22 protein-coding genes and 1 pseudogene are annotated in these 22,666 nt (G+C 69.4%); 13 read left to right on the top strand and 10 right to left on the bottom strand.

Annotated features, from left to right (window positions below; genetic code table 11):
* Window positions 1–85 precede the first annotated feature (85 nt).
* From ACPL7H_RS17800 to ACPL7H_RS17815, 4 genes are read left to right on the top strand one after another with little or no spacing between them, the layout of a single operon-like run.
* Entirely contained in the window at window positions 86–724 is a 639-nt protein-coding gene (locus tag ACPL7H_RS17800) for a TetR/AcrR family transcriptional regulator (RefSeq protein WP_424789691.1), read from the top strand.
* Window positions 721–1,497 carry an SDR family NAD(P)-dependent oxidoreductase gene (locus tag ACPL7H_RS17805; RefSeq protein WP_424798100.1) on the top strand — a complete coding sequence of 259 codons (777 nt, stop codon included), beginning with the start codon at window positions 721–723 and terminating at the stop codon, window positions 1,495–1,497. The genes ACPL7H_RS17800 and ACPL7H_RS17805 overlap by 4 nt, the downstream gene beginning before the upstream one ends.
* The gene (locus ACPL7H_RS17810; protein WP_424798101.1) at window positions 1,494–2,372 is read left to right on the top strand and encodes an ABC transporter ATP-binding protein; all 879 of its coding nucleotides are present in this window, start codon (window positions 1,494–1,496) and stop codon (window positions 2,370–2,372) included. The genes ACPL7H_RS17805 and ACPL7H_RS17810 overlap by 4 nt, the downstream gene beginning before the upstream one ends.
* Before the next feature lie 10 nt (window positions 2,373–2,382).
* Window positions 2,383–3,120, top strand: a complete 738-nt coding sequence (locus tag ACPL7H_RS17815; protein WP_424798102.1) for an ABC transporter permease — start codon at window positions 2,383–2,385, stop codon at window positions 3,118–3,120.
* Window positions 3,121–3,230: 110 nt separating this feature from the next.
* On the opposite strand, the gene ACPL7H_RS17820 is transcribed toward ACPL7H_RS17815, so the two are convergent.
* Window positions 3,231–3,872, bottom strand: a complete 642-nt coding sequence (locus ACPL7H_RS17820; RefSeq protein WP_424798103.1) for a methyltransferase domain-containing protein — start codon at window positions 3,870–3,872, stop codon at window positions 3,231–3,233.
* Between the two features lie 122 nt (window positions 3,873–3,994).
* Here ACPL7H_RS17820 and ACPL7H_RS17825 point away from each other — a divergent pair, with 122 nt between their 5' ends.
* A complete protein-coding gene (locus ACPL7H_RS17825; RefSeq protein ID WP_424798104.1) occupies window positions 3,995–5,092 on the top strand; it encodes a flavin-containing monooxygenase in 1,098 nt (365 codons plus the stop codon).
* 32 nt (window positions 5,093–5,124) lie between these two features.
* Entirely contained in the window at window positions 5,125–6,750 is a 1,626-nt protein-coding gene (locus ACPL7H_RS17830; protein ID WP_424798105.1) for a LuxR C-terminal-related transcriptional regulator, read from the top strand.
* A gap of 254 nt (window positions 6,751–7,004) precedes the next feature.
* Here ACPL7H_RS17830 and ACPL7H_RS17835 read toward each other — a convergent pair whose 3' ends face one another.
* Entirely contained in the window at window positions 7,005–7,703 is a 699-nt protein-coding gene (locus ACPL7H_RS17835) for a TetR/AcrR family transcriptional regulator (protein WP_424798106.1), read from the bottom strand.
* Between the two features lie 137 nt (window positions 7,704–7,840).
* Between ACPL7H_RS17835 and ACPL7H_RS17840 the strand changes: the two genes are divergently transcribed.
* Window positions 7,841–8,584, top strand: coding sequence for a hypothetical protein (locus ACPL7H_RS17840; protein WP_424798117.1), 744 nt, complete (start codon window positions 7,841–7,843; stop codon window positions 8,582–8,584).
* A 42-nt stretch (window positions 8,585–8,626) separates the two neighbouring features.
* Here the strand turns inward: ACPL7H_RS17840 and ACPL7H_RS17845 are convergent.
* Window positions 8,627–9,097: pseudogene (locus ACPL7H_RS17845) on the bottom strand (maleylpyruvate isomerase family mycothiol-dependent enzyme); the annotation flags it as partial.
* A 158-nt stretch (window positions 9,098–9,255) separates the two neighbouring features.
* Here ACPL7H_RS17845 and ACPL7H_RS17850 point away from each other — a divergent pair.
* Window positions 9,256–9,741 (top strand): MarR family winged helix-turn-helix transcriptional regulator, encoded by a 486-nt coding sequence (locus ACPL7H_RS17850; protein WP_424798107.1) that lies wholly within the window; start codon window positions 9,256–9,258, stop codon window positions 9,739–9,741.
* A gap of 72 nt (window positions 9,742–9,813) precedes the next feature.
* Entirely contained in the window at window positions 9,814–10,209 is a 396-nt protein-coding gene (locus tag ACPL7H_RS17855) for a helix-turn-helix domain-containing protein (protein ID WP_424798108.1), read from the top strand.
* Between the two features lie 41 nt (window positions 10,210–10,250).
* On the opposite strand, the gene ACPL7H_RS17860 is transcribed toward ACPL7H_RS17855, so the two are convergent.
* Window positions 10,251–10,838 (bottom strand): ClpP family protease, encoded by a 588-nt coding sequence (locus ACPL7H_RS17860; RefSeq protein WP_424798109.1) that lies wholly within the window; start codon window positions 10,836–10,838, stop codon window positions 10,251–10,253.
* Window positions 10,831–11,454 carry a ClpP family protease gene (locus tag ACPL7H_RS17865; RefSeq protein ID WP_424798110.1) on the bottom strand — a complete coding sequence of 208 codons (624 nt, stop codon included), beginning with the start codon at window positions 11,452–11,454 and terminating at the stop codon, window positions 10,831–10,833. The genes ACPL7H_RS17860 and ACPL7H_RS17865 overlap by 8 nt, the downstream gene beginning before the upstream one ends.
* A 482-nt stretch (window positions 11,455–11,936) precedes the next feature.
* On the opposite strand from ACPL7H_RS17865, the gene ACPL7H_RS17870 reads away from it, so the two are divergent.
* A complete protein-coding gene (locus ACPL7H_RS17870; RefSeq protein ID WP_424798111.1) occupies window positions 11,937–12,923 on the top strand; it encodes a diaminopimelate dehydrogenase in 987 nt (328 codons plus the stop codon).
* Window positions 12,924–13,160: 237 nt separating this feature from the next.
* On the opposite strand, the gene ACPL7H_RS17875 is transcribed toward ACPL7H_RS17870, so the two are convergent.
* The 4 genes from ACPL7H_RS17875 to ACPL7H_RS17890 all read right to left on the bottom strand — a co-directional run bounded on the left by ACPL7H_RS17875 (window position 13,161) and on the right by ACPL7H_RS17890 (window position 17,601).
* Window positions 13,161–14,309, bottom strand: a complete 1,149-nt coding sequence (locus tag ACPL7H_RS17875) for an ABC transporter permease (RefSeq protein WP_424789025.1) — start codon at window positions 14,307–14,309, stop codon at window positions 13,161–13,163.
* On the bottom strand, window positions 14,306–15,214 hold the full coding sequence (locus ACPL7H_RS17880; protein WP_424789026.1) for an ABC transporter ATP-binding protein: 909 nt from the start codon (window positions 15,212–15,214) through the stop codon (window positions 14,306–14,308). The genes ACPL7H_RS17875 and ACPL7H_RS17880 overlap by 4 nt, the downstream gene beginning before the upstream one ends.
* Before the next feature lie 138 nt (window positions 15,215–15,352).
* Window positions 15,353–16,174, bottom strand: a complete 822-nt coding sequence (locus ACPL7H_RS17885) for a response regulator (protein ID WP_424789027.1) — start codon at window positions 16,172–16,174, stop codon at window positions 15,353–15,355.
* A complete protein-coding gene (locus ACPL7H_RS17890; RefSeq protein WP_424798112.1) occupies window positions 16,171–17,601 on the bottom strand; it encodes a sensor histidine kinase in 1,431 nt (476 codons plus the stop codon). Before ACPL7H_RS17890 ends, ACPL7H_RS17885 begins: the two co-directional genes overlap by 4 nt.
* A gap of 147 nt (window positions 17,602–17,748) precedes the next feature.
* Between ACPL7H_RS17890 and ACPL7H_RS17895 the strand changes: the two genes are divergently transcribed.
* Complete coding sequence (locus ACPL7H_RS17895) at window positions 17,749–19,944, top strand: S9 family peptidase (RefSeq protein ID WP_424798113.1); 2,196 nt, start codon at window positions 17,749–17,751, stop codon at window positions 19,942–19,944.
* Window positions 19,945–19,959: 15 nt separating this feature from the next.
* Here ACPL7H_RS17895 and ACPL7H_RS17900 read toward each other — a convergent pair whose 3' ends face one another.
* Window positions 19,960–20,718 carry a FadR/GntR family transcriptional regulator gene (locus ACPL7H_RS17900; RefSeq protein ID WP_424798114.1) on the bottom strand — a complete coding sequence of 253 codons (759 nt, stop codon included), beginning with the start codon at window positions 20,716–20,718 and terminating at the stop codon, window positions 19,960–19,962.
* A gap of 89 nt (window positions 20,719–20,807) precedes the next feature.
* Between ACPL7H_RS17900 and ACPL7H_RS17905 the strand changes: the two genes are divergently transcribed.
* Window positions 20,808–22,169, top strand: a complete 1,362-nt coding sequence (locus ACPL7H_RS17905) for an ABC transporter substrate-binding protein (RefSeq protein WP_424798115.1) — start codon at window positions 20,808–20,810, stop codon at window positions 22,167–22,169.
* 81 nt (window positions 22,170–22,250) lie between these two features.
* The coding region (locus ACPL7H_RS17910; RefSeq protein ID WP_424798116.1) for a carbohydrate ABC transporter permease at window positions 22,251–22,666 on the top strand (416 nt) is incomplete at its 3' end.

Below are 22,666 nucleotides of genomic sequence, written 5' to 3' on the forward strand. Positions count from 1 at the left end.
GAAGCGTGTCATGCAGTGGGCAAGGCGGCCTCCCGAGCATGACCGGCACCTCAGGGGCTCTGGCTGCTTGTGCTAATCGTTGGCTATGCAGCCAGATAACGAGCACGACGGCCAGTCTGCACGATCGTTCATCGAGCAAGCGCGACGCGCCCAGATCGTGGCCAGCGCGGTCGAGGTGATCGCCGACGTCGGGTACCGGAAGGCGTCGATGGCTCGCATCGCGGCCCACGCCGGGATCAGTCGCGGCCTGATCTCTTACCACTTCGCGAACAAGGCCGAACTGATCACCGAGGTCGTCACCCGGGTCTACGTCGACGGCGCGGAGTTCATGGGTCCGCGGATCGGTACCGAGGCCACCGCCCCGGGCCAGCTGCGGGCCTACATCTCCTCGAACCTGGAGTACATGCGAGCCCATCCGGAGCGGATGCGCGCCCTGTTGGAGATCTTCACCCAGGCGGACCGTGACGAACTGCCGGCCGCCGACGACTCCGACACCGTCGACCAGATGCTCGGCCCGTTGGAGGAACTCTTCCGCAACGGGCAGGCGACAGGAGATTTCCGTGACTTCGACCCCCGCACCATGGCCGTGGCGGTGCGCAACGTGATCGATGGCGTGCCGCCGCGACTCTCCGAACCCGACCTGGACCTGGATGCGGTCATCAACGATCTCACCGCACTCTTCGAACGAGCCACCCGCCACCCCGACGCACCGGAGTCCTCATGACGCCGGTCGAACACCCCGTGGCACTGATCACCGGTGGCGCCGGTGGAATCGGAGCCGCGATCGCGCGCCGGCTTGCCCGGCGAGGATGGCGAATCGTGATCGCCGACGTCGACGACGCGGCAGGGATCGCCCTCGCCAACGAGATCGATGCCCGGTTCCTGCACACCGACGTGGGCTCACTGTCCGACAATACTGCTGCGGTCGCCGCGGCCGTGAGCCACTACGGTCGGCTGGACCTCGCGATGCTCAATGCGGGACTTGGCGAACCCGAGGGATCGCTGCTGGACTTCGACCCGGACGCCTACCGCACACTCGTCGCCGTCAACCAGGACGGCGTCGTCTACGGAGTTCACGCCGCCCTCGGGCAGATGAGCAAGCAGGGCTCCGGCACGATCATCGCCACCTCGAGCATGGCCGGTGTGGACGCGAGCCCGATCAACCCGCTGTATGCCGGCACCAAGCACGCGGTCATCGGACTGGTCCGCTCGCTCGGGCCGGTTCTGGAGCAGTCCGGCGTGCGGATCAACGCGCTTTGCCCCACGTTCGTCGACACCCCGATACTCCGAGACGCTGTCCCCTACATCCGAGGGCTCGGCATCGCGGTGCTGGACCCCGAGCGAGCCGCGGACGCGGTCGAAGCCATCCTCGCCGACGAACGCACCGGACAGGCCTGGCTGCTCGTGCCCAATTCCGACGCCCGGCCGATGGACTTTCCAGATACGCCCAGCATCATGGCCGACCCCACCGCGACCCTCCCGGAGATCTCCACATGACCGCCCTCGTGCGCACCACCGACCTGAGCCGCCGCTACGGCGATGTCCTCGCCCTGGACAATGTCGCCCTGGAGATCCCGAGCGGGCAGATCGTCGGCACGCTCGGCCCGAACGGAGCGGGCAAGACCACGCTGATCAATCTGCTGGTCGGGCTGCGCCGGCCCTCCTCCGGCACGGTCGAACTCCGCGGTGGTGACCCCCGTGACGAGGCCACGCGCCGGGTCATCGGAGTGACACCGCAGGAGACGGCCCTGCCCGAGGCCTGGCGGGTCGGCGAACTCGTCGACTTCATTCGCGCCCACTTCCCCGATCCGCTGACACGGTCCGAAGCCCTCGCCCGGTTCGACCTCACCGAGTTCACCGACCGCCAGGTCGGCGGGCTGTCCGGTGGCCAGCAACGGCGTCTCGCCGTCGCGCTTGCCTTTGTGGGCAGGCCAGAGATCGTGTTCCTGGATGAACCGACCACGGGTCTGGACGTCGAGGCCCGCCGCGCGCTGTGGGAGGGCATTCGCAACTACCACACCGACGGCGGCACCGTGCTGCTGACCAGCCACTACCTGGAGGAAGTCGAGGCACTCGCCGAGAGGGTGGTGGTCATTGACCACGGTCGCGTACTGACCGACGGCTCGCTGTCCGAGGTCCGCGGCCTGGTCCGCCTCAAACGGGTCACCCTCACGGGTGCCCGGCTGCCCGAGCTGCCCACGGCGCACAGCATCGAGCAGGAGGGCGAACGCATCCACGTGCTCACCGACGACGCCGCCACCTTCGTGCGCCGGCTGGCCGCCAGCGGTGCCCCCTTCACCGATATCGAGATCCGCTCCGCGTCGCTGGAGGACGCCTTCCTGGCGCTGACCTCCACCGAGCGGGCCGCCTGAGGGAGTTTCCATGTCACTGACCATGACCTACACCCGGCGCTATCTCGTCGAGATGATCCGCACCCCTGTGATGTTCCTGTCGATCACCATGACTCCGGTCGCTGTGATGCTGTTCTTCTTCATCCCCTTCGTCGGCTCGGATGCCACAATGATGACCGCGACAGTCGGCACAATGATGGTGTTCGCGGTGCTCCTGGGCTGCGTCGGTCACTTCGCCACAACCGTCTCGGCCACTCGCGAGTCAACCTGGGGTACCTACCTACGAACCCTGCCCGGAGGGTTGGCACCGGAGATCACGGCGAACCTCCTGACCGGCCTGGCGATGGTCACAGCGGCGATCGTGCCTGTCGTGGCGGTGGCCGCGATCTTCACCGCGGCGACGGCGAGCATCGGCCAGGTCCTGCTGGCTGCCGTGGCCTTGCTGGCCACGGTGGTCACCTTCACCCTGATGGGCCTGGCCCTCGGGTACCTCCTCACTTTCCGGGCCGCACTGATCGTGGCAACGGTCGGCGCGTTGCCTCTTGCGGTGGCCGGTGGGATGTTCTTCGATCCGGCGGAAGTGCCGGCCCTGATTGCGACCATCGCCCCGTTCGTCCCCACCCGCGGCGCGACCGATCTGGTGCTGTTCGCACTGATGGGCCAGCCCCCAGACGCCCTCGCCCTGGTGCTCCTGGTGGTGTGGACGGTCGTCTTCGCGGCGCTCCTGGTGCGGGGCCACCGCCGGGACGAAGGCCGCAGGTTCCGCTGATCCGCGGCTTCTCCAGCGAGTTCCCTCACCCGGGCTGTTCTCCGTGGTGCCGGTCTTGCTTGAGGAGGGGGGGGCGGTCGGCCTCCCACGTAGCGGGCGGGCGGCTGCCCTCAGCGCGCCAGTCCCGCGATCTGCCACACCAGGCCTGAGCCGGCCGTCACCGGCCGGAGGCCACGGGCCGCCGCCGCTGCGACCATCGCGGCGGGCGGGTGCGCGAACGCGCGGTACTCGCGTCCCAGCAGCCGGAACACGGCGCCTTGCGCGGCGACGAACCCGCGGCTGATGAGGGTGCGTGGCGGGTGGCTGAAGACCAGCCGGCCCCGGCAGTGTTCCGCCGCCGCGCCCAGCAGCCGGTCGTAGTCCGGGTAGCAGCACACCACACGGTGGAGCACGACGAGGTCGGCCGGCTCCACGTCGTCCGGCGCGGCCGCGATGTCGGTGACCTGCCGGTGCACCCGGTCGGCGACGCCCGCCTCCCGCGCAAGCCGCCCCGCCTCGTCGTCGTACGCCGGCGACAACTCGAGGGTGGTCGCCCGTGCGGCCCCGCGTCTCAGCAGTTCGATGCCGATCTCCCCCACGCCACCGCCGATGTCGAGCACGGTGGCGCCCTCGACGCCGTCGGCCGCGAGAAAGTCGACCATCCGGCGCGCGGTCGCGTCCAGGCCGCGCCGGCGGAACCGCCTCGCCACGTGCTGGGCGAAGGCAGACCCGAACATGTGGTCGCAGCCCCGCGGGTCACAGCATCCGGCCATGGGCCCAGTCTCCACCCGCGACCGCGCCCGCACCATGGGTATTTCCACCCACTCGCACTGCGGACCACGATGCGCAGGACGCCCGACGCGGTGCCCCACTGCCCACTCCTAGCGTGGGTGCCATGGACACCAAAGAGATCGAGACCGTCATCATCGGCGCCGGCCAGGCGGGGCTGGCAGCCGGTTACTACCTCCAGCGCCGGGGCCGCCCGTTCGTCATCCTCGACGCCAACTCCCGGCTCGGCGACAACTGGCGCCGGCAGTGGGACACGCTCCAGCTCTACTCTCCGGCGCAGTACGACAACCTGCCCGGTCTGCCGTTCCCGGCCCCGAAGTGGACCTTCCCGACCAAGGACGAGGTCGGTGACTACCTGGAGACCTACGCCCACCACTTCGATCTTCCCATCGTCCTCGGGACCCGGGTCCGGTCACTCGAGCGGCACGGCGACCAGTGGGCCATCACCACCGACGGTGACATCTACCGCTGCGACAACGTCGTGGTCGCCACCGGCACCTTCGGTCGCACCCCCTATGTCCCGGCCATCGCGGACCGGCTCGACCCCACCATCCTGCAACTGCACTCCAGCGAGTACCGCCGGCCCGGCCAGCTGCGCGAGGGCCCGGTGCTGGTCGTGGGCGCGAGCCACTCCGGCACCGACGTCGCCCACGAGGTCGGCCAGACCCACCCGACGATCCTCGCCGGCCGTGACTGCGGGCAGATCCCGCCGCGCCTGGACTCCCGAGCAATGCACCTGCTCTTCCCGGTGGTGCACTTCGCGTGGCAGCACATCCTCACCCGGCGCACTCCGATCGGCCGCAAGCAGCTGCCGCACATCCGCTTCCACGGCGGCCCGATGCTCCGGGTGAAGCGGGCAGACCTGACGGCCCGCGGCGTCGAGCGGGTCACCTCGCGGGTCGAGGAGGTGCGCGATGGACGACCCGTCGTCGACGGCGCGCCGCGCGACGTCGCGAACGTCGTGTGGGCCACCGGCTTCCGGCAGGTCTTCGACTGGATCGATGTCCCGGTCTTCGGCGAGGACGGCTACCCACGCGAGCTGCGCGGCGTCGTCGACGAGGCGCCCGGGCTGTACTTCGCCGGGCTGAGCTTCCAGTACGCGTTCAGTTCGATGCTCATCGCGGGGGCGGGGCGCGATGCCGAGTACGTCGTCGACCATCTCGTGGCCCGCCGGGAGTCGGAGAGGTTTGCGGCGGCGGACTGAGGCGCCGTAAAATCGGGTCGGAGGTTCCCGTCATGGGCGTCGTCCAGTTCGAGCAGGCACGAGACGCCTTCGCCCGGGGCGACTGGGACGTCGCGTTCCAGGGCTGGTCCGCTGCGGATGCCGCGGCTCTCACGCCCGCAGACCTCGAGGACTTCGCCACCACCGCGGAGTTGATGGGCCGCCACACCGAGACGGTGCGCGCGTTGCAGCACGCCTTCCTGCGCCGGCAGCAGGAACGGGACCCGGCAGGCGCGGTGGCATGTGCCTTCCGGCTCGCGATGAGTTCGGCCGCCCACGGCGAGCCGGCCATGTTCGCCGGTTGGACGTCCCGCGCGGAGAGTCTGCTCACCGAACTCGGCGGCGACGGCCCCGAGGGTGGCTGGGTGGCGCTCCTGCGGATGTTCCGCGCCCTCGGCACGGGCGAGTACGCCGAGGCTGCAGCGGCCGCCGACGAGGCCTCCGAGATCGGGCACCGACACCACGACGCGGACCTCATCGCCATGAGCGTCTGCGCGCGCGGCCGGATGGCGATCTACGCCGGCCGGGTCACAGACGGCCTGGCGCTGCTCGACGAGGCCATGGTGCGCGTCATCGCCGGTGAGGCGTCACCGATCATCGCCGGCCATGTGTATTGCACGGCCATCGAGGGCTGCCAGGAGATCAGCGACTTCGCCCGGGTGGCGGAGTGGACCGCTGCGCTCGAGCGCTGGTGCGCAGCGCAGCCGGGTCTGCTCGCCTTCACCGGCCAGTGCGCCGTGCACCGGGGCCAGCTCATGCGGATCCGCGGCGAGTGGTCCGCCGCCCTGGAGGAGTACGAACTCGCCACGGCGCGCTACCGGCAGGTGGGCGCGCCCGACGCGATCGGCCTGGCCGCCGCCGAGGCCGGCGACGTGCACCGACTGCGGGGCGAGTGGGAGCAGGCCGACGCCTTCTACCAGATCGCCGCGGACCACGGTTACGATCCGCAGCCCGGCCTGGCGCTGCTGTGGTCGGCGCGCGGCGGGCTGGACGCGGCCCGCGGCGTGATCGACCGGCTGCTGGCCGAGGGCGGGGGCCCTGTCCAGCGCTGCCGGCTGCTGCCCGCAGCAGTCGACATCCTGATTGCGTCCGGGGAGGTCGAGCGGGCCCGCGAGGGGGCCGGGGAACTCGACGCGCTGGCCGTGACCGCCGGCTGCCTGTTCTTGGAGGCGGCGGCAGCCCAGGCCTCCGGCGCCGTCGAGTTGGCCGCCGGCGATCCGCTGGGCGCCCTCCCCTACCTGCGCAAGGCCCATCAACTGTGGACGCGGGCCGAGTCGCCCTACGATGGCGCCCGGACCCAGGTCCTCACCGGGCGCGCGCTGGCCGCCGTCGGGGACGGGCAGTCCGCACGGCGGGAGTTCGAGGCGGCCCGCGCGACCTTCCGCCGGCTCGGGGCCCGGCCCGCGGCCGACGACGTCACTGACCTGCTGGCACCGCCGAGCCTGCCCGCCGGCCTCACCGCTCGTGAGGTCGAGGTACTCCGGCTCGTCGCCGCCGGACGCGGCAACGCCCAGATCGCCACCGACCTCGTGCTCAGCGAGAAGACCGTCGCCCGGCACTTATCCAACATCTTCACCAAGCTCGACGTCGGCTCCCGCACCGCCGCCACGGCGTTCGCCTTCACCCACGGGCTGGTCTGAGCCGTCACCGGTAGAGCAGATAGCGCACACCGGCGTCCTCGGGCGAGGAAGTTCATCCCGTGACCGCCAGCACCGGCCGTGTCGTCATCGCGAGCTACCGCCCGCTGCCGGGCCGCGAGCGCGACCTGCACGCGCTCGTGCGCACCCACGTGCCCCGGCACCGCGCTCAGGGACGGCCCACGGAGACGATGGCCACCGGGCTGAGGGACTTGCTCGCTGCTCTCACATAGCCGGGAGCGCTATCACCGCCGTGGTCACAAGCCGATCCGCTGCGCGCCCGTGGTCACGCTGTGCACGTACAGTTCCTCAGCTGGTTCGAACGTACCCACCAGATGCCCACCCAGTTCCAGCGTCAACAGCCCGAACAGCTGACCGATCACGCCGACCGCGGCAAGGGCGCGCTGCGGTGAGATGTCGCTCTGCAATGCCTCGGTGAGCCGGTGGAGTTGCACGGTCAGGGCAGCCGACGGCGGCTCATCGTCGCGCACCGGGCCGGTGGCGGTGCCTGCCACCTGCAGGAACTGAGCCATGACCTGTGTCGCCGGCTCGATGGTCTCGGCCGGTGCGGTGTATCCCGGCACCGGGGTGCCGTAGATCAGCGCGAACCGGTGGGGCTCGTCGTGCGCCCACCGACGCAGGGCCATGCAGATCTGCATCCAGCGTTGGGCCGGCCGGTAGTCCCTGGCGGCATGGCGAAGGTTGGTGGCCAGATCCTGGTAGGCGTCCACGATCAGCGCGGTCAGGAGTGCCTCGCGGCTGGGGAAGTACCGGTACAGCGCTGAGGAGACGATGCCCAGTTCACGCGCGATCGCGCGCAGCGAGAGTGAGGCCGGACCGGAGTCGGCCAGTTGTGCCGATGCCAGTTCCTTGATCCGCGAGATCGCGTCCGCTCGTGCGCGCGCCCGCGGTGTCGGAGGGCGCGTCGTCGAAGCCTCGGTGCCGGGTGTGGTCATGGTCTGATTCTCACAAAGGTGTGATCGGTTGTCACGAATGTGATCAATGCTCTTCCAGATCCGCGCCGGAGCCTCTACGCTGACGACAGTCAGAGAGCACTGCTCACAGTTTGTGGAAGTTGATGGAAGGACGACCGATGATCAGTAGCCGATGGGGAGTCGCAGCGCTCGGCGCCGCCGGGGCCCTCTTCGCGATGTACCCGATCCTGCGGCCATACGCTGAGGACGAGATCACCATGGCCGGGGCGGCGTCCTGGGCCTCCCCGGCGTGGCTGATCTCCCACATGTTCGGCATCGTCGCCTTCATCCTGCTCGCGCCGGGGCTCCTGGTGTGGCAGCGCCAGGCCGTTCCGGGGTTCTCCGACGGTGCTGGGCGATCCGATGCCGGACAAGCCGGTCGGGTCGGTGGTGCGGCCCGCGCGACGGTGGCGCTCGCCTGGCTCGGGTCGGTGCTGGTGCTGCCCTACTACGGCGCGGAGACCTTCGCCCTGGGCGCCGCCGGTGAGCACGCCCTGACTGTCGGTGATGTGGAGGTGCTCGCCGCGGTCGAGTCCTTCCGGCTGGCGCCGGTGCCGATGACGATGTTCGGGGTGGGCCTGCTCGCACTGGCCGGGGCAGGGATTGCGCTGATCGTGTCCACCCGGCCCGGTGCTGGACTGGCGCGATGGGGTGGCCTGCTGGCCGGACTCGGCCTGGCAACCTACCTCCCGCAGTTCTTCGTCCCCGCTGCGGGGCGGATTGGCCACGGACTGGTGCTTGGCATCGGATTGGTCCTGCTTGGGATGTCCCTGTTCGGTCGGACAGCGCACTCCGGGCGTATTCGGCGGTTCGCGGTCGGTGTCGGACCGACCCGACGTCCTGCGTCCACCGGTCCCAGGTAGCCGAACGCGGAGGGGTGTCGAACCTGGCAGTGGACTCAGCCGTTCGGGGGTGGTGAGACTGGGGGCTGCGCCCGGAGAGGTGAGATACGTCAGCAAGTCGCCCCAGTCCTCCTGGCGCGCATTTGCTGTCAGCTTCAAAGGTCGGGCGATGTCGCGCAGATGAATGCACGTCTCCGCGAACGGGCCCATGGGTCCTACCCGAGGCGGGTCCACCCGGTCGCCCGCGTGACGTCGGAGGAGTGTGACGAGTTCGGAGGGCTGCCGACGGGCGATGTCCCGCGTGAGGTGGTCGACGGTGGCCGGAGTGCTTCCGCGATACCGGAGCGCTACCAGGCAGAACCGGGCGAAGCCGACGAGCATCGACTGGATGAGGTGCGCTGCCATGTGCCGGACGGTCCAGCCCTCGCACAACGTGAGCGCGTCCCAGTCTTCGGGTTCGAGGGACTGCAGCAGATCCGCGATATCCAACCGGTTGCGCGTGGTGCGCGCGTGCATCTGCGCAGCGGGGTCCATGGGTTCTCCTGGTTTGTGTGTGGTCGGTGGGCGCGGTGGCCTGCGCGCGGAGATCGTGGCCGGCGTCCTCGGACCAGTGACAGTCGTGATCGAGCAGATATGACAACCAAGGTGCCGTAATGTGCGAGATCTGACAACCAAGTTGCCATAATGCGTTGATGGGAACCGTCCTTGACCCCTCCGCCCTGGCCGAGCGTCTTGCCGAGGTGTACGACACCATCGGGCCGCTCTACCGCAGGGCCTCCCGCCTCGTCGAGCGGGACGGGCAATCGAGCGGAGTGTCCGTCGGTATCCGTGCGGTGCTCGACCACCTCAGGCGCGACGGCGAGCGAACCGTGCCCCAGCTTGCGAGCGAGCAGGTGCTGAGCAGGCAGTTCGTGCAGCGCATGGTCAACGATGCCGTTGCGGCCGGCTATGTGGAGTTGGTCGACAACCCCGCGCACCGCCGCTCGAGCCTCGTCCGGCTGACACCGGTGGGACGAGCGTCTATCCGCGCAGTGCACGAGCGCGAGCACCACCTCATGAGTCACGTCGGAGGCGACCTGACCGATGCCGATCTCGAGGCCACGCTGCGCGTGCTGCGGCACATGCTCGAAGGGCTCGAGAGGCTGGCGCAGGAGGGGACGGGCCATGGTGGTCCGTGACGCCCCGGATTCGGTGTTCTGCTCTGGGCAGAAGAACCGCCACGGCCGGGTGCGGGCGTTCTACGTTGGACCATGGCCGAGATCACGAACCCGCTTCGCCCGCACCGCCAGGGCCCCTCGTCCCGCGGACCATCACCACGGCCCGAGTCCCGCAGACCACTACGACGCCCCGAGCCGTTGTGGCGGCACATGGCGGGCGAGCAGTTGCGCCGCGCCCGTCACGCCCGCGGCCAGACGCTGGGTGAGACGGCAGAACGAGCGGGGGTCTCACCGCAGTACCTGTCGGAGATGGAGCGCGGCCTCAAAGAGCCCTCCAGTGAGATGCTCGCTGCCGTTGCCGCGGCGCTGGGGATGACGCTGCTGGACCTGACCCTGGGCGTGGCGGAGGGGCTGGGCGCTGCCCGCGCCGCCCGATCGCAGGCCCCGGGGACTTCGCCGGCACAGGTGCGGCTGATGCTGGCCGCTTGAGGACCCCGGGCCACACGCCGTCGGTCCACGCACGCCGGGGCCTATCGTCCCTCGACGACCTCATCGACCAGTCCGTAGTCGCGTGCACCGGCGGCGTCGAACACCCGGTGATGGGCGGTGTCGGCCCGCAGGGTGTCGACATCCTGACCACTGTGACGGGACAGGATCGACTCCATCTGGGTACGGATGCGCACCACCTCATCAGCCTGCAGGATCAGGTCCGGGATCGAGCCTCTCCCCTGAGCGGCCGGTTGATGGAGGATGACGCGGGTGTGCGGCAGAGCGATCCTCTTCCCGGCCGCACCGGCCGCGAGTAGCACCGCGCCGGCACCCACCGCCTGCCCCACGCAACTGGTGGCGACGTCGGGGCGGATGAAGCGGATGGTGTCGTAGATGCCCAGCATCGCGCTGGGGTCACCGCCGTCACAATTGATGTACATCTGGATGTCTGCCTCCGGGTTATCCGCCTCCAGGTGCAGCAACTGGGCGATCATGGCGTTGGCCACGCCGGCATCGAGGGCAGTGCCCAGGTAGATGATCCGTTCGGTGAGCAGGTGGGAGTAGACGTCCATGACCCGCTCCCCACGCGGGTGGCGGACGATGATGTTCGGGATGGTGTAACTACTCATCGGGACCGCCCCCGATGAACCCGGCGCGCGCACGCCCGGGTGGGGCAACGTCGTCGAAGGCCTGGACCACCTCGTCGATGAAGCCGTACTCCAGTGCCTCTGCCGCGGTGAACCAGCGGTCGTGCAGGGAATCGGCGAACACCTCCTCCAGCGGACGGCCGGTGTCCTGGGCGATAAGGCTGAGTACGGTGTCCCGGGTGTGGCGCAGGTCGCCGGCCTGCAGCTCGATATCCATCGCCGAACCCCCGATGCCGGCCGAGCCCTGGTGCATCAGGATCCGGGCGTGCGGCAGTGCGCGTCGCTTGCCCGGAGTGCCCGCCGAGAGCAGGAACTGCCCGGCGCTGTAGGCGACGCCGAGGGCCAGGGTGGACACGTCGCACGGGGTCAGTCGGATGATGTCGCGGATCGCGAGCATCGCGGGCACCGAACCGCCGGGGGAGTGGATCCAGAGGGCTATGTCGGTGGAGGCGTCCTCGGCGGCCAGTGCGATGAGCTGGGTGGTCAGGACGGTGCCGTTGTCATCGTCCAGCGGGCCGTCCAGGACCAGCACCCGCTGCTCGTACAGACGGCGCCTGGCGCGGTGGTCGAATAACGGGGGCGGGGGATGTTCGCTCATGCCAGCACTGTGCCTGCCGGCGGTCACCCGCCGCTGCCGATGCTGCCCGGAGCGGATCCGCTCAGAGCAGTCAGCCGCCGGCAGCGTGTCTGGGCCCGGTCGTAGGAGAACCCCCAAGGTCGATCGGTCGGAGGATGATCCGCACGAGCATGTTGCTCTGGCCGGGCCGACTACCCCGCCGTCATATCCCGGCCGGGGGTCCCGAAATCGCTGCCAACTCAGCACGGCACGTGCGTACCTGCGACACTCGCTCGACGCCCGAAGTTATCGACGTCCTGAACAGCATCGCCCAGGCGTAGTCGCGCGCGCAACGTGTCGGGCGTCTACCGCCGGAGGTGTTCGCCGGTCCACCACGTCCCGCCGGCGGTTCAGGTAGCCCCGCCCCAGGTCGGGGTACTCACTCTCCGACCGGTGTCCGAGAGCCCGGTAGTAACCGATGCGGCGGTAACCTGGCCGTCGGATCAACTGGGGAAGGATGGCCGATGAGGCAACCGCTGCGGATCGGAATCGCTGGTTACGGCAACCTCGGCAAGGGGGTGGCTGCCGCCGTGGGGCAGAACCCGGACATGGAGTTGCACGGCATCTTCACCCGCCGGGACCCGGCCTCATTGCAGGTTGCCCAGGACGTCGCCCCGGTCTTCACCTGGTCGGAGTTGCTGGAGCACAAGGACGACATCGACGTGCTGATCCTGTGCGGTGGGTCCAAGGAGGACCTTCCCAAGCAGGGTCCCGAACTCGCTGCACACTTCAGCACGGTCGACTCCTTCGACACCCACGCGCGCATCCCGGACTACTTCGCCGCCGTCGACCGGCCCGCGCGCGCGGCCGGGACCACGTCGATCATCGCGGTGGGCTGGGACCCGGGAATGTTCTCCCTGAACCGCCTGCTCGGGGAGGCGCTGCTGCCTCAGGGTGAGACCTACTCCTTCTGGGGCAAGGGCCTGAGCCAGGGACACTCCGACGCCGTCCGCCGGGTTCCCGGGGTGGCGGCCGGTGTGCAGTACACGATCCCGGCCACCGACGCGATCGAGGCGGTCCGCTCCGGTGCCCGGCCCGAACTGAGTACCCGGGACAAGCACCGCCGGGAGTGTTACGTGGTGCTGGCCGAGGGCGCCGACGAGACCGAGGTGGAGCAGGCGATCGTGACGATGCCGCACTACTTCGCCGAGTACGACACCACCGTGCACTTCGTCAGTGAGGAGACGTTGCGCCGGGAGCACGGCGCGATGCCGCACGGAGGCTTCGTGATCCGCAGCGGCACCACCGGTGGCGGCTACGACCAGGTGATCGAGTACCGGCTGGAACTGGGCAGCAACCCCGAGTTCACCGCCAGCGTGCTGGTGGCCTACGCCCGCGCTGCGGCCCGGCTGAACACTCAGGGCGTGATCGGGGCGCAGACCGTGTTGGAGGTGCCGCCGGCGCTGCTCTCGCCAACCCCGGTGGAGCAGTTGCGCGCCGAACTGCTCTGAGGCGCTCGGCCGCCAGGACGTCAATACGGTGACGGTGACCGCCCCGTCCAGGACGGAGTTGGCGCCCAGGATGAACGCCCCCAGGCGCCCCTGTCCGGCCCGATGCCAACCAGAGACTGCGAACTGCCGGCGCCGCGACCTCGGGCGGGCCGGAACAGCAGAGCCGGTGGTGGGGGAAACCCCGCACCACCGGCTCCATACGGTCTGTACCCCGGACCGTCTTCACAGACTAGGCGATCAGTCTCCTTTCAGGGCCGATCGCAGCGATACCCGCGCCCCGGTGCGCAGCAACGAGCCGGAGTAGATCCGGGCGGCCAGGGCGATCACGATCCCGGCGGCCAGGGCCAGCACGCCCAGTGACAGCAGCGGCTCCCACCACAGGGCATCGCCCATGAACAGCCGGACCGGCATCGCCACCGGGGCGCTGAACGGGATGTAGGAGGCGATCGCCATCGCCAGACTGTTCTCGCCGAGGATGATCACCACGAAGTACGGGGCCATGATCAGCATCATCGTGGGCATCATCACCGCGCCGGTGTCCTCCTGGCGGGAGACCAGGGAGGCCCCGGCGGCGAACATCGCCGCCACCAGCACGAACCCGAACAGGAAGAAGATCACGAACCACGCGATCGGCCCGGTGAGCAGGTCCAGCAGTTCACTCTGACCGGTGAGCATCAGCCCGAGCACCGCAACCGCTCCGATGGCTGCGGTCTGTCCCACCGCGAGCACGCTGTTGCCGATCACCTTCCCGGCCAGAAGTGCCCGCGCGGGAACGGCCGAGAGCAGGATCTCCACGATCCTGGACTGCTTCTCCTGCACGGTGTTCTGCACGATCATCGCCCCTGACCCCATGGCGAACAGCATGAACAGGAACCCGAAGATCACCGAGACCAGCACCTGCAGCCCGCGGGAGGTGGTGGTGTCGAGCAGTTCCACCTCCGGTTGCACCGACAGCGCCCCCAGCACCTCGGTGGGCGGGTCGGTCAGGGCGATCACGCGCACGCCCACCGGGGAGGTCTCATCGGGCACGATGGCGGCGTCCACCTCCTCGTCGCGGACGAGGTCCTGCGCCTGGGTCACGTCCGCCGCGGCGGTCACCTCGAAGCCGTCCACGTTCTCCAACTCCGCGCCGGCCCCGTCGACCACGGCCACCGGGGTGTCCGAGCCGATGCGGTCGGCGAAGAAGCCGGACGCCAGAATTCCGGCCAGCACCAGACCGAGTGTGACGGCCAGGGAGATGATGAACGACTTGGTGCGGACCTGGGTGGTGATCTCCCGCTCGGCCACCAGCAGCGAGGCCGCGGTGGTGGACAGTTTCTCGGCACGCTCGGTCTCGGTGGGCTCGTGCCGGGTGCCTCGGGTCGGGGTGGTGGTCAGCGTGGTCATGCTGCCTGCTCCTTGCTCTCCTCGTCGGTGACGACGTCCTTGAAGATCTCGCTCAGTGAGGGGTGCACCGGCCCGAAGCTGAGAACGGTGTCGGTGGCGATCGCTCGGGTGAGCACCTGCTGGGCCACCTGGTCCCCGCCCTCGAACAAGGCCGTGGCGCCGTCCAGCTCCAGCACTCGGGCGCCCGGGACATCCCGGACCCAGCCGGCGTCGCGGGCGGTGACGATCCGGTGGCGGCGCACCCCGAAGGCCTCCCGCAGGTCCTCGGCGGTGCCGTCGGCGCGGATCTTGCCGCCGGCGATGATCACCAGCCTGTCGCTGAGCCGTTCCACCACGTCCAACTGGTGGGAGGAGAACAGCACCGGCACCCCGCGTTCGGCGTACTCGGTCAGCACGCCCAGCACCACCTCCACGGCCATCGGGTCCAGTCCGGAGAACGGCTCATCGAGGATGAGTACATCCGGGTTGTGCACCAGCGCGGCGGCGATCTGCACCCGCTGCTGGTTACCCAGCGACAGTGCCTCCAGCGGGTCATCGGCCCGCTCACCCAGCCCCAGGCGCTCCAAGAGATCCCGGGCCCGGGTGTTGGCGCCGTCCCGGTCGTAGCCGTGCAACCGCGCCAGGTAGCCGATCTGCTCGGCGATCTTCATCTTCGGGTACAGGCCGCGCTCCTCGGGCATGTACCCGAACGACCGCCGTCCACCGCCGTCGAGGGGTTGACCGTCCATCGTCACCGTTCCGGCGTGGGCGCTGAGCACCCCCAGGATGATGCGCATCGTGGTGGTCTTACCGGCGCCGTTCCCCCCGACGAATCCGGTCAGTTTGCCTCGTTCGACGCCGAAGGACACGTTGTCCAGCACCTTGTGGTCGCCGAAGAAGCGGTCGATGCCCTCTACCTGAAGCATGCCTCACCCCGTCCCTGCTGATGCGGGCACCGTGTGCGCCCGTCGATGACATCGAGGCTATGAGGCCACCGGCCGGTGCCGCTTCGGCCGTCAGGGGGATCTTTCCGGTCTCCACCCTGCGGGGGAGGGAGGGCACCGTCAGTCCTGCCCGGCCAGGCCGTGGCGGTAGGCGAAGGCCACGGCCTGGACCCGGTCGCGCAGGTGCAGTTTCATCAGCAGGTTGGAGACGTGGGTCTTGACCGTGGCGCGCCCGATCACCAGGTGGGCGGCGATCTCGTCGTTGGACATGCCGCGGGCCACCAGCGCCAGCACCTCCCGTTCGCGTTCGGTCAGGTCAGCCGCGGCCGCGGGCCGGGCCGCGTTGCCACCGGCGCCGCGGGCCGGGGCCAGCGGGTCGGCGCCGGCGTCGGCCCGGCCGGTGGCGGGATGGCCGACGGCGGAACTCTCCTGGGCAGCCGGGCCCGCCTGGCCAGGACTGGCCCCGTCCAGGTCCGCGCCGGAGACCGCCCGCTCGATGATCGCCCGGGTGACCTCGGGGGAGAGCAGGGCGTCGCCGTCGGCCACCGAGCGGATCGCGTCGGCGAGTTGTTCGGGCCGGGCGGTCTTGAGCAGGAACGCGCTGGCGCCGGCGCGCAGCGCCTCGAGCAGGTAGTCCTCCCGGCTGAACGTGGTCAGCACCAGCACCTTGGGCCCGCCGGGGTCTGCGGCGATGATCGCCCGGGTGGCCTCCAGGCCGTTCATCCCGGGCATCTCCACGTCCATGCACACCACGTCCGGGCCGGTGTCGGCCACCACCTCCAGCGCCTCGGCCCCGGTGGAGGCCTGCCCCACCACGGTGATGCCGGGCTGGGCGTCCAGGATGGTGGCGATGCCCTCGCGCAGCAGGGGCTGGTCATCCACGAGCACCACCCGCACCCCCGCGTCGCCTGCCGGTGTCTCGTGCTCGGCCGGACTGCTCATGCGGGAGCTTCCTGTTCCTCGTCGGGGGATCTGTGTTCGTCGGCGGCCAGCGCGGTGGGGGTCAGCGGCACCTGGGCACGCACCAGGAACCCGCCCTCACGGCGCGGGCCCACGTGCAGGGTGCCGCCGTCGGTGCCGACCCGTTCGCGCATCCCGACCAGGCCCAGACCGCCGCTGCCGGTGCGGACCGGGCGTCGCCGCCGGCCCGCACCGTCATCGGCCACCTCCAGCTCCACCGCCTCGGGCAGGTAGCGCAACCGCACGTCGACCTGGGCGCCATTGCCGGCGTGTTTGCGGGCGTTCGTCAAGGCCTCCTGGGCGATTCGGTACAGGTTCAGGGAGGCCAGTGGGCGCATCGGCACCGGCTCGCCGATCACCTGGTACTGCACCTGCAGGCCGCCGTGCCGGGCGTCCTCGATCAGGTCGGGAATGCGTTCCACGCCCAGGGAGCCCACGGGATCTGTGCTGCCCGGATCGACGCCGCCGTCGGGTTCGGCCCGAAGGGTGCCGAGCAGGGTGTGCAACTCGCTGATGGCATCGCGGGCGGCGTCCTCCACCCGCTCCAGTGCACCGCCGGCCCGGCCGGGATCCCGGTCCAGCAGGGTGCGCGCGGCCGCGGCCTGCACCCCCATCAGCGACACGTGGTGGGCTACCGCATCGTGGAGTTCGCGGGCCAGGCGCATCCGCTCGATGGTCACCGCCTGGGCCTCGACCAGGGCGCGCTCGGCCTGGAGGTCGTGGGCACGTTCGATGAGGAGGTGGCGGTCCCGGGCCGCTTTCCACGCGTGGTTGCCGAACCAGATCGCCCCGGCGAAGTAGAGGGCGTTGATCAGCACCTGCACCAACATGAACGCGGCCAGCGGGCTCAGCGTGCCGGGCCCGATGTCCACCTGCTCCCCGTCGGGGGGATCGGTGGCGATGCGGAAGAAGGAGACCAGCAGCCAGATGGCCATCACGTCCACGACCACCAGGCGCAGGACGAGTGCGCGGCGCCGGTCGGAGATCCAGGCGCCGGAGGTGTACAGCGCCATGAACAACGCGATGTTGGTGATCAGCGTCTCGGGGACCAGGGTCTCCCCGGCCACGATGAACACTGCCGACACCACCACCAGCACCGTGGCCGGATACCGCCGCCGCAGGGCCAGCGGCAGGGTGATCCCGGCCAGCGCCACCACCGACAGCACCGGGTGGGCCGGGTCGGTGAAGAGCATCGCCGCGCGCTGCAGCGCCATGGCCAGCAGTGCACCGGCGAACAGTGCGAGGGCTGCGGCGGCGTCCATGCGCAACTGCGCCTGGGTGGGGGCGGGACGCTGCCACGGGCGGGGGGTGGTCCGAGTGCCGAGTTCCCCGCCGCCGGCTGGTCCTGCGGGCGCCGGGACTGCCGCAGCGGCAGCGCCCGGCTGGCTGGTGGGGGCCGGTGCACTCATGAGCCCAACGGTAGCGGCGGGTACGCGGGGATTCCTCCGCCTCGGGGCGGAGGCCAGTAGGTGGAGGCCGCCGGGGATGGTTCACGCCCGTGCCCGTGGAGCGCCTGGTGCACAGGCCGTGGCGAGGCCTCGGTAGGCTCGTCGACCATGCGTCCCGAACACCTCAACCTTCTGCACAGCACCACCCGCCCGGCCGTGCACCCCGACGGCACCTGGGCGGTGATCGCGGTCTCCCGCCCGGACCTGGAGGAGGACACCTACCCTTCCCGGCTCTGGCGCCTGGACCTGGGCGACGGAGCATTGCGCCCGCTGACGCACGGTTTCCGAGATGCCGAACCGGTCATCTCACCTGATGGGCAGTACGTGGCCTTCCTGCGCGCCGCCAAGGGGGACAAGCCCCAACTCGCCCTGATGCGCGCTGACGGCGGGGAGCCGCAATTGCTCACCGACCACCCGCTGGGGGTATCGGGCCGGCCGGAGTTCTCCCCGGACTCCACCCGAATCGCCTACACCGCCCGGGTGCCGGAAGAGGGGCGCTACGGCACCACCGAGGGCGTGGGTCCCGACGCCGAGCCCCCGCGGCATATCACCCGCTTCACCTACCGTCTCGACGGTGCCGGCTTCCATGCCGACCGGCCCCAGCATGTCTACGTCATCGATGTGCGCGAGGAGAACGACCCGACGGCGTCGAGCCCGGCTGGGTCGAGCCCGGCTGGGTCGAGCCCGGCTGGGTCGAACGAGGACAAGGGCAGCACCACCGGGCACAGCACCACCGGGCACAACGCCAGCACGCCCGGCGCTCGCACGGGCGTGCCGGTGCAACCGGCGGCGGTCACAGCGGGCGAACGGGACCACCGCGAACCGGTGTGGACCCACGACGGCACCCACCTGCTCATTACCCGTGGCGTGGTCGATGAACTGCGGAGCGAGTTGATCCGCGTTCCTGCTCCCGGCCCCGGCCCCGGCCCCGGCGCCTCCGCCGACGGCGCCGGTGAGAGCGCCACGTCCGAATCGGATGGCGGGGACACCCGGACGGAGGGCGAGCGCGAGGTGCCGGTACCCGAACCGGAGTTGCTGCAGGGCCTCGAGCACGGTCCTGTCGGCGTGCGGACCGGCCCGGGCGACACCCTCTGGCTGCTGATCTCCGACCTGGGCCCGGACTCGATGGACTTCATCGGTAAGACCCCCGCGCTGCACCGCGCCCGGCTCACCCGGGACGGACTCGCCGACCTGGAACAGGTGACCGACCCGCGCACCGGGTCGTTGACCAACGCCGTGTTCCTGGCCGTCGACGAGGACGTCCTGCTCACCCGCCTGAACCGGGGTAGCACCGAACTGGTGCGCTACACCGGTGGCGAACTATGGCCGGTCTTCAGCGGTCAGGTGAGCGTGGCCGGGGCCGACCCGCTCCCCGGTGGCGGGGTGCTCGTGAGTGCCTCGACGCCGGACAGTGCCGGCGACCTCTTCGTCGTCGGGCATTCCGACAACCACAACGACAACCACAACGACGACGACGACGTCACCGCGCGCCGGCTGACCGACCTGTCCGCGCGGCTGCGCGAGCAGGCAGGGGTGTTCGTCCCGCAGGAACTGCAGGTCGACGGCGAGGACGGTTACCCGGTGCACGGCTGGGTCACGGTGCCCGAGGGGGAGGGCCCGCACCCGGTGCTGCTGCTCATCCACGGGGGCCCGCACGCACAGTACGAGTCGGTGCTCTTCGACGAGGTGCAGGTCTACACCAGGGCCGGTTACGCCGTCGTCTTCTGCAACCCCCGGGGCTCGGCCGGTTACGGGCAGGACCACGGCCGGGCGATCATCAACGGCTTCGGGGACCGTGACGCCGCCGATGTGCTGGCCTTCCTCGACGGCGCCCTGGCCGCCCACCCCAGCCTCGAAGCCCAGCGCGTCGGCGTGCTCGGTGGTTCCTACGGCGGGTACATGACGGCGTGGCTCACCACCCGCACCGACCGGTTCGTCGCCGCGATCGTGGAGCGCGGCTTCCTGGACCCGGTCAGTTTCGAGGGGTCGAGCGACATCGGCTGGTTCTTCGGGATCAAGTACCTGGGTGAGGATCCGGACCAGGTGGCCGCACAGAGCCCGATGGCCCACATCGACAAGGTCGCCACGCCCACCATGGTGATCCACTCCGAGCAGGACTGGCGCTGCCCGGTGGAGCAGGGCCAGCGCTGGTTCGTGGGGCTCAAGCGCCGCGGCGTGGAGACCGAGTTCCTGCTCTTCCCGGGCGAGGGCCACGAGTTGAGCAGGTCCGGGCGGCCACAGCACCGCCTGGCCCGGTTCGAGCACATCCTCACCTGGTGGGACAAGTACCTGCCAGTCCGGTGACGGCGAAGCGCCGGTCTATCGGGGATTCTGGGCCGAGGGGCGAGGACGGACTCCATCCAGAGCGCGCATGATGGGCTCGTAATGGTCGTCAACTGAAGCGATGAGCGCCTCCGCGTCGCCCTTCTCGGCGGCACGGAGCATGTCACCGTGGGCCTTGGCAGTCTGGACGAGATCAGCGGAAGGACTGACGCCGAGCCGGGGCATCACGGCGGTGTGGACGTCCCAGAAGGCCCCGACCAGTTGACCGACGAGAACGTTGTCCAGACGCTCCAGCATCGACGTGTGAAAGGCCCGGTCCTGGTGGGGGAAGGGCTGCCCGCTGGAAGCCAGGTCGACCATCTGCGCCACCAGGTCATGCAAGTCGGCATTGTGTGTTCCTCGCATACTGTCCGCAACCTTGTGCGCCATCGCAGTATCGAGCGCTTGGCGGACCTCAATGATGTCGCGCAGCGCCTGCAAGTCATCGCCAGGGGTCAGCACCCCGCGAAAGACCAGGGACTCCACCAAAGCATCCAGGCTCAATTCCCCGACGAATGTGCCGTACCCGTGACGCACCGAGACGATGTTCAGCGTGGAGAGGGTTCGGATGGCTTCGCGTACGTTGGAGCGGGAGACTCCGAGCAGTTCGCACAGTTCGGACTCGGTGGGCAGCGCATCACCGGGCCGTAGCCCATGGGTGAGGACGTAGTCCTTGATCTTGTCCGCGGTCGTCGGCCGCTGGCTCGCGCGCCCGGCGTCGGGTACCGACGATCTCTGCTGTGCTGTTAGCGCCATTGGTTGACCCTTCGCTCTCGATGCGTTTATAGTCACCATAGTACATCCGACATCAGACCTCCGACGTCATTCATCTCACGGGAGAGCCCATGCATCGATCAACCGTCAGCCGTCCTCGGAGGGGGGTCGCCCTCGGGGCGTCCGCTCTCGCCACGGCGCTCGTCCTGTCCGCCTGCGGTGGGGGTGGCGGGGGAGGTGGGAGCGACGACGGGTCGCTCTCGGGGGAGGTGGTGTTCTGGCACAGTTTCACGCAAGGTCCGAGAGCGGACTACATGGAACGAATGGCCGCCGAGTTCGAAGATGCCCACCCGGATGTGGACATCACGATCGAGACGTTCGCCTGGCCGGAGTTCTACACGATGTGGACCACGGGACTGGCGACCGGTCAGGTGCCGGACCTCAGTACCGCGCTACCCAATCACGTCGTCGAGATGATCGGCGCCGAGGCACTCGTGCCGCTGGATGATGTCATCGAGGAGATCGGCCACGAGCGCTTCTCCGAGGCTGCGCTGACCGAGGGTTCGAAAGACGGGCACGCCTATGCCATCCCGATCTATTCGCATGCTCAGGTCATGTGGTACCGAACGGACCTGCTCGAAGACGCCGGAATCGCCGTTCCCGAAACGTGGGAAGAACTGGCGCATGCGGCTGCCGCTCTGACGGAGGATGGCACCTACGGACTCTCCGTCCCCTTGGGCGCGAACGACATGATGGGCAGTCGGTTCCTCAACTTCTACGTCCAGTCCGCGGGTGAGCGCCTCCTCGCCGACGACGGGCGCGCCAACCTGACATCCGAGGCCGCGCTCGAGGGCATTGATTATTGGGTTGAGGCTTATCGATCGACATCGCCCGAGGGCAGCCTGAACTATGACGTGCTTGACCAGGCGACGCTGTTCTACCAGGGTCGCACCGCCTTCGACTTCAACTCCGGCTTCCACATCAGCGGAGTGGAGGGTGCAAGTCCCGACCTCCTCGGCGACATCGCTGCCGCTCCGCTGCCTCGGATGGCCGCCGGCGAGCCCCACTACGGGGGCGAGACCTCGAACATTCCGATGGTTGTGTGGGAGGCCAGCGACGTCCAGGAAGAGGCGAAGGCGTTCCTGAGGTTCCTCTACAACGACGAGGACTACATCGAGTTCCTGCACTCGGTGCCGGGCGGGATGCTCCCGGCTATGTCCGACATCAGTGATAGCCCGGAGTACCAGGACAACGACGTGATCGAGGAGTTCTCAGAATCGGTCGCGGTCATCGAAGAGGCAGTGCCCCTCGGCACCGCGATCGGGATGGAGCAGGGGCCGGCTCTCCAGGCTGGAATCCTCACGAGCCAAGGGGTCGTCGAGCGGATGTTCCATTCGGTCATCCTCGATGGCACCGACACGCGGGAAGCCGCTGAGGCTGCGGAGCGCGAACTCAACGAACTGTTCGAAGCCGCCGGCGCCGAAATCGGCTAATCCATGATCGGAACGGCAGAAGCGCCGGCGAACAGCGGGATCGGCGGGAGCGGCGCACCAGCGCCCTCCCGCTGGTCCCGCGTGAAGCGAATCGACAAGGTCGGCCTGGCCTTCATCCTCCCCAGCGTCATCGCCGTCCTCGGGCTGCTGATATACCCGCTGCTGTCCAGCTTCTTCTACTCATCAACCAACCGGCACCTGCTTCGGCAGAGCTACGACATCGTGTGGCTGGACAACTTCGTCAACCTGCTGACGTCCGAGGCGTTCTGGAGGGCATTCTCGACGTCAGCCTGGTGGACCGTCGGATCGGTCAGCGGACAGTTGTTGCTCGGGCTGCTGCTTGCGCTCGCGTTGGACAGGGTCCGTCGGTGCACCGGACTCTATCGAACACTCCTGATCATCCCTTGGGCGTTTCCGGCGATCATCATCGGGTTCGGATGGACCTGGATCCTCAATGATGTGTACGGCTTCCTCCCGAACCTCCTCACCCGCATGGG

Origin of the sequence: Pseudactinotalea sp. Z1732 (genome assembly GCF_049724975.1) — a bacterium.
Lineage (GTDB): Bacteria > Actinomycetota > Actinomycetes > Actinomycetales > Beutenbergiaceae > CALKWS01.

Bases quoted from the DNA above. Each gene is read 5' to 3' on its own strand.
- ACPL7H_RS17895 (WP_424798113.1), top strand. From the start codon at position 17,749: ATGCGTCCCGAACACCTCAACCTTCTGCACAGCACCACCCGCCCGGCC.
- ACPL7H_RS17820 (WP_424798103.1), bottom strand. From the start codon at position 3,872: ATGGCCGGATGCTGTGACCCGCGGGGCTGCGACCACATGTTCGGGTCT.
- ACPL7H_RS17810 (WP_424798101.1), top strand. From the start codon at position 1,494: ATGACCGCCCTCGTGCGCACCACCGACCTGAGCCGCCGCTACGGCGAT.
- ACPL7H_RS17815 (WP_424798102.1), top strand. From the start codon at position 2,383: ATGTCACTGACCATGACCTACACCCGGCGCTATCTCGTCGAGATGATC.
- ACPL7H_RS17875 (WP_424789025.1), bottom strand. From the start codon at position 14,309: ATGACCACGCTGACCACCACCCCGACCCGAGGCACCCGGCACGAGCCC.
- ACPL7H_RS17850 (WP_424798107.1), top strand. From the start codon at position 9,256: ATGGGAACCGTCCTTGACCCCTCCGCCCTGGCCGAGCGTCTTGCCGAG.
- ACPL7H_RS17870 (WP_424798111.1), top strand. From the start codon at position 11,937: ATGAGGCAACCGCTGCGGATCGGAATCGCTGGTTACGGCAACCTCGGC.
- ACPL7H_RS17835 (WP_424798106.1), bottom strand. From the start codon at position 7,703: ATGACCACACCCGGCACCGAGGCTTCGACGACGCGCCCTCCGACACCG.
- ACPL7H_RS17900 (WP_424798114.1), bottom strand. From the start codon at position 20,718: ATGGCGCTAACAGCACAGCAGAGATCGTCGGTACCCGACGCCGGGCGC.
- ACPL7H_RS17805 (WP_424798100.1), top strand. From the start codon at position 721: ATGACGCCGGTCGAACACCCCGTGGCACTGATCACCGGTGGCGCCGGT.
- ACPL7H_RS17830 (WP_424798105.1), top strand. From the start codon at position 5,125: ATGGGCGTCGTCCAGTTCGAGCAGGCACGAGACGCCTTCGCCCGGGGC.
- ACPL7H_RS17855 (WP_424798108.1), top strand. From the start codon at position 9,814: ATGGCCGAGATCACGAACCCGCTTCGCCCGCACCGCCAGGGCCCCTCG.
- ACPL7H_RS17825 (WP_424798104.1), top strand. From the start codon at position 3,995: ATGGACACCAAAGAGATCGAGACCGTCATCATCGGCGCCGGCCAGGCG.
- ACPL7H_RS17865 (WP_424798110.1), bottom strand. From the start codon at position 11,454: ATGAGCGAACATCCCCCGCCCCCGTTATTCGACCACCGCGCCAGGCGC.
- ACPL7H_RS17840 (WP_424798117.1), top strand. From the start codon at position 7,841: ATGATCAGTAGCCGATGGGGAGTCGCAGCGCTCGGCGCCGCCGGGGCC.
- ACPL7H_RS17880 (WP_424789026.1), bottom strand. From the start codon at position 15,214: ATGCTTCAGGTAGAGGGCATCGACCGCTTCTTCGGCGACCACAAGGTG.
- ACPL7H_RS17905 (WP_424798115.1), top strand. From the start codon at position 20,808: ATGCATCGATCAACCGTCAGCCGTCCTCGGAGGGGGGTCGCCCTCGGG.
- ACPL7H_RS17800 (WP_424789691.1), top strand. From the start codon at position 86: ATGCAGCCAGATAACGAGCACGACGGCCAGTCTGCACGATCGTTCATC.
- ACPL7H_RS17890 (WP_424798112.1), bottom strand. From the start codon at position 17,601: ATGAGTGCACCGGCCCCCACCAGCCAGCCGGGCGCTGCCGCTGCGGCA.
- ACPL7H_RS17860 (WP_424798109.1), bottom strand. From the start codon at position 10,838: ATGAGTAGTTACACCATCCCGAACATCATCGTCCGCCACCCGCGTGGG.
- ACPL7H_RS17885 (WP_424789027.1), bottom strand. From the start codon at position 16,174: ATGAGCAGTCCGGCCGAGCACGAGACACCGGCAGGCGACGCGGGGGTG.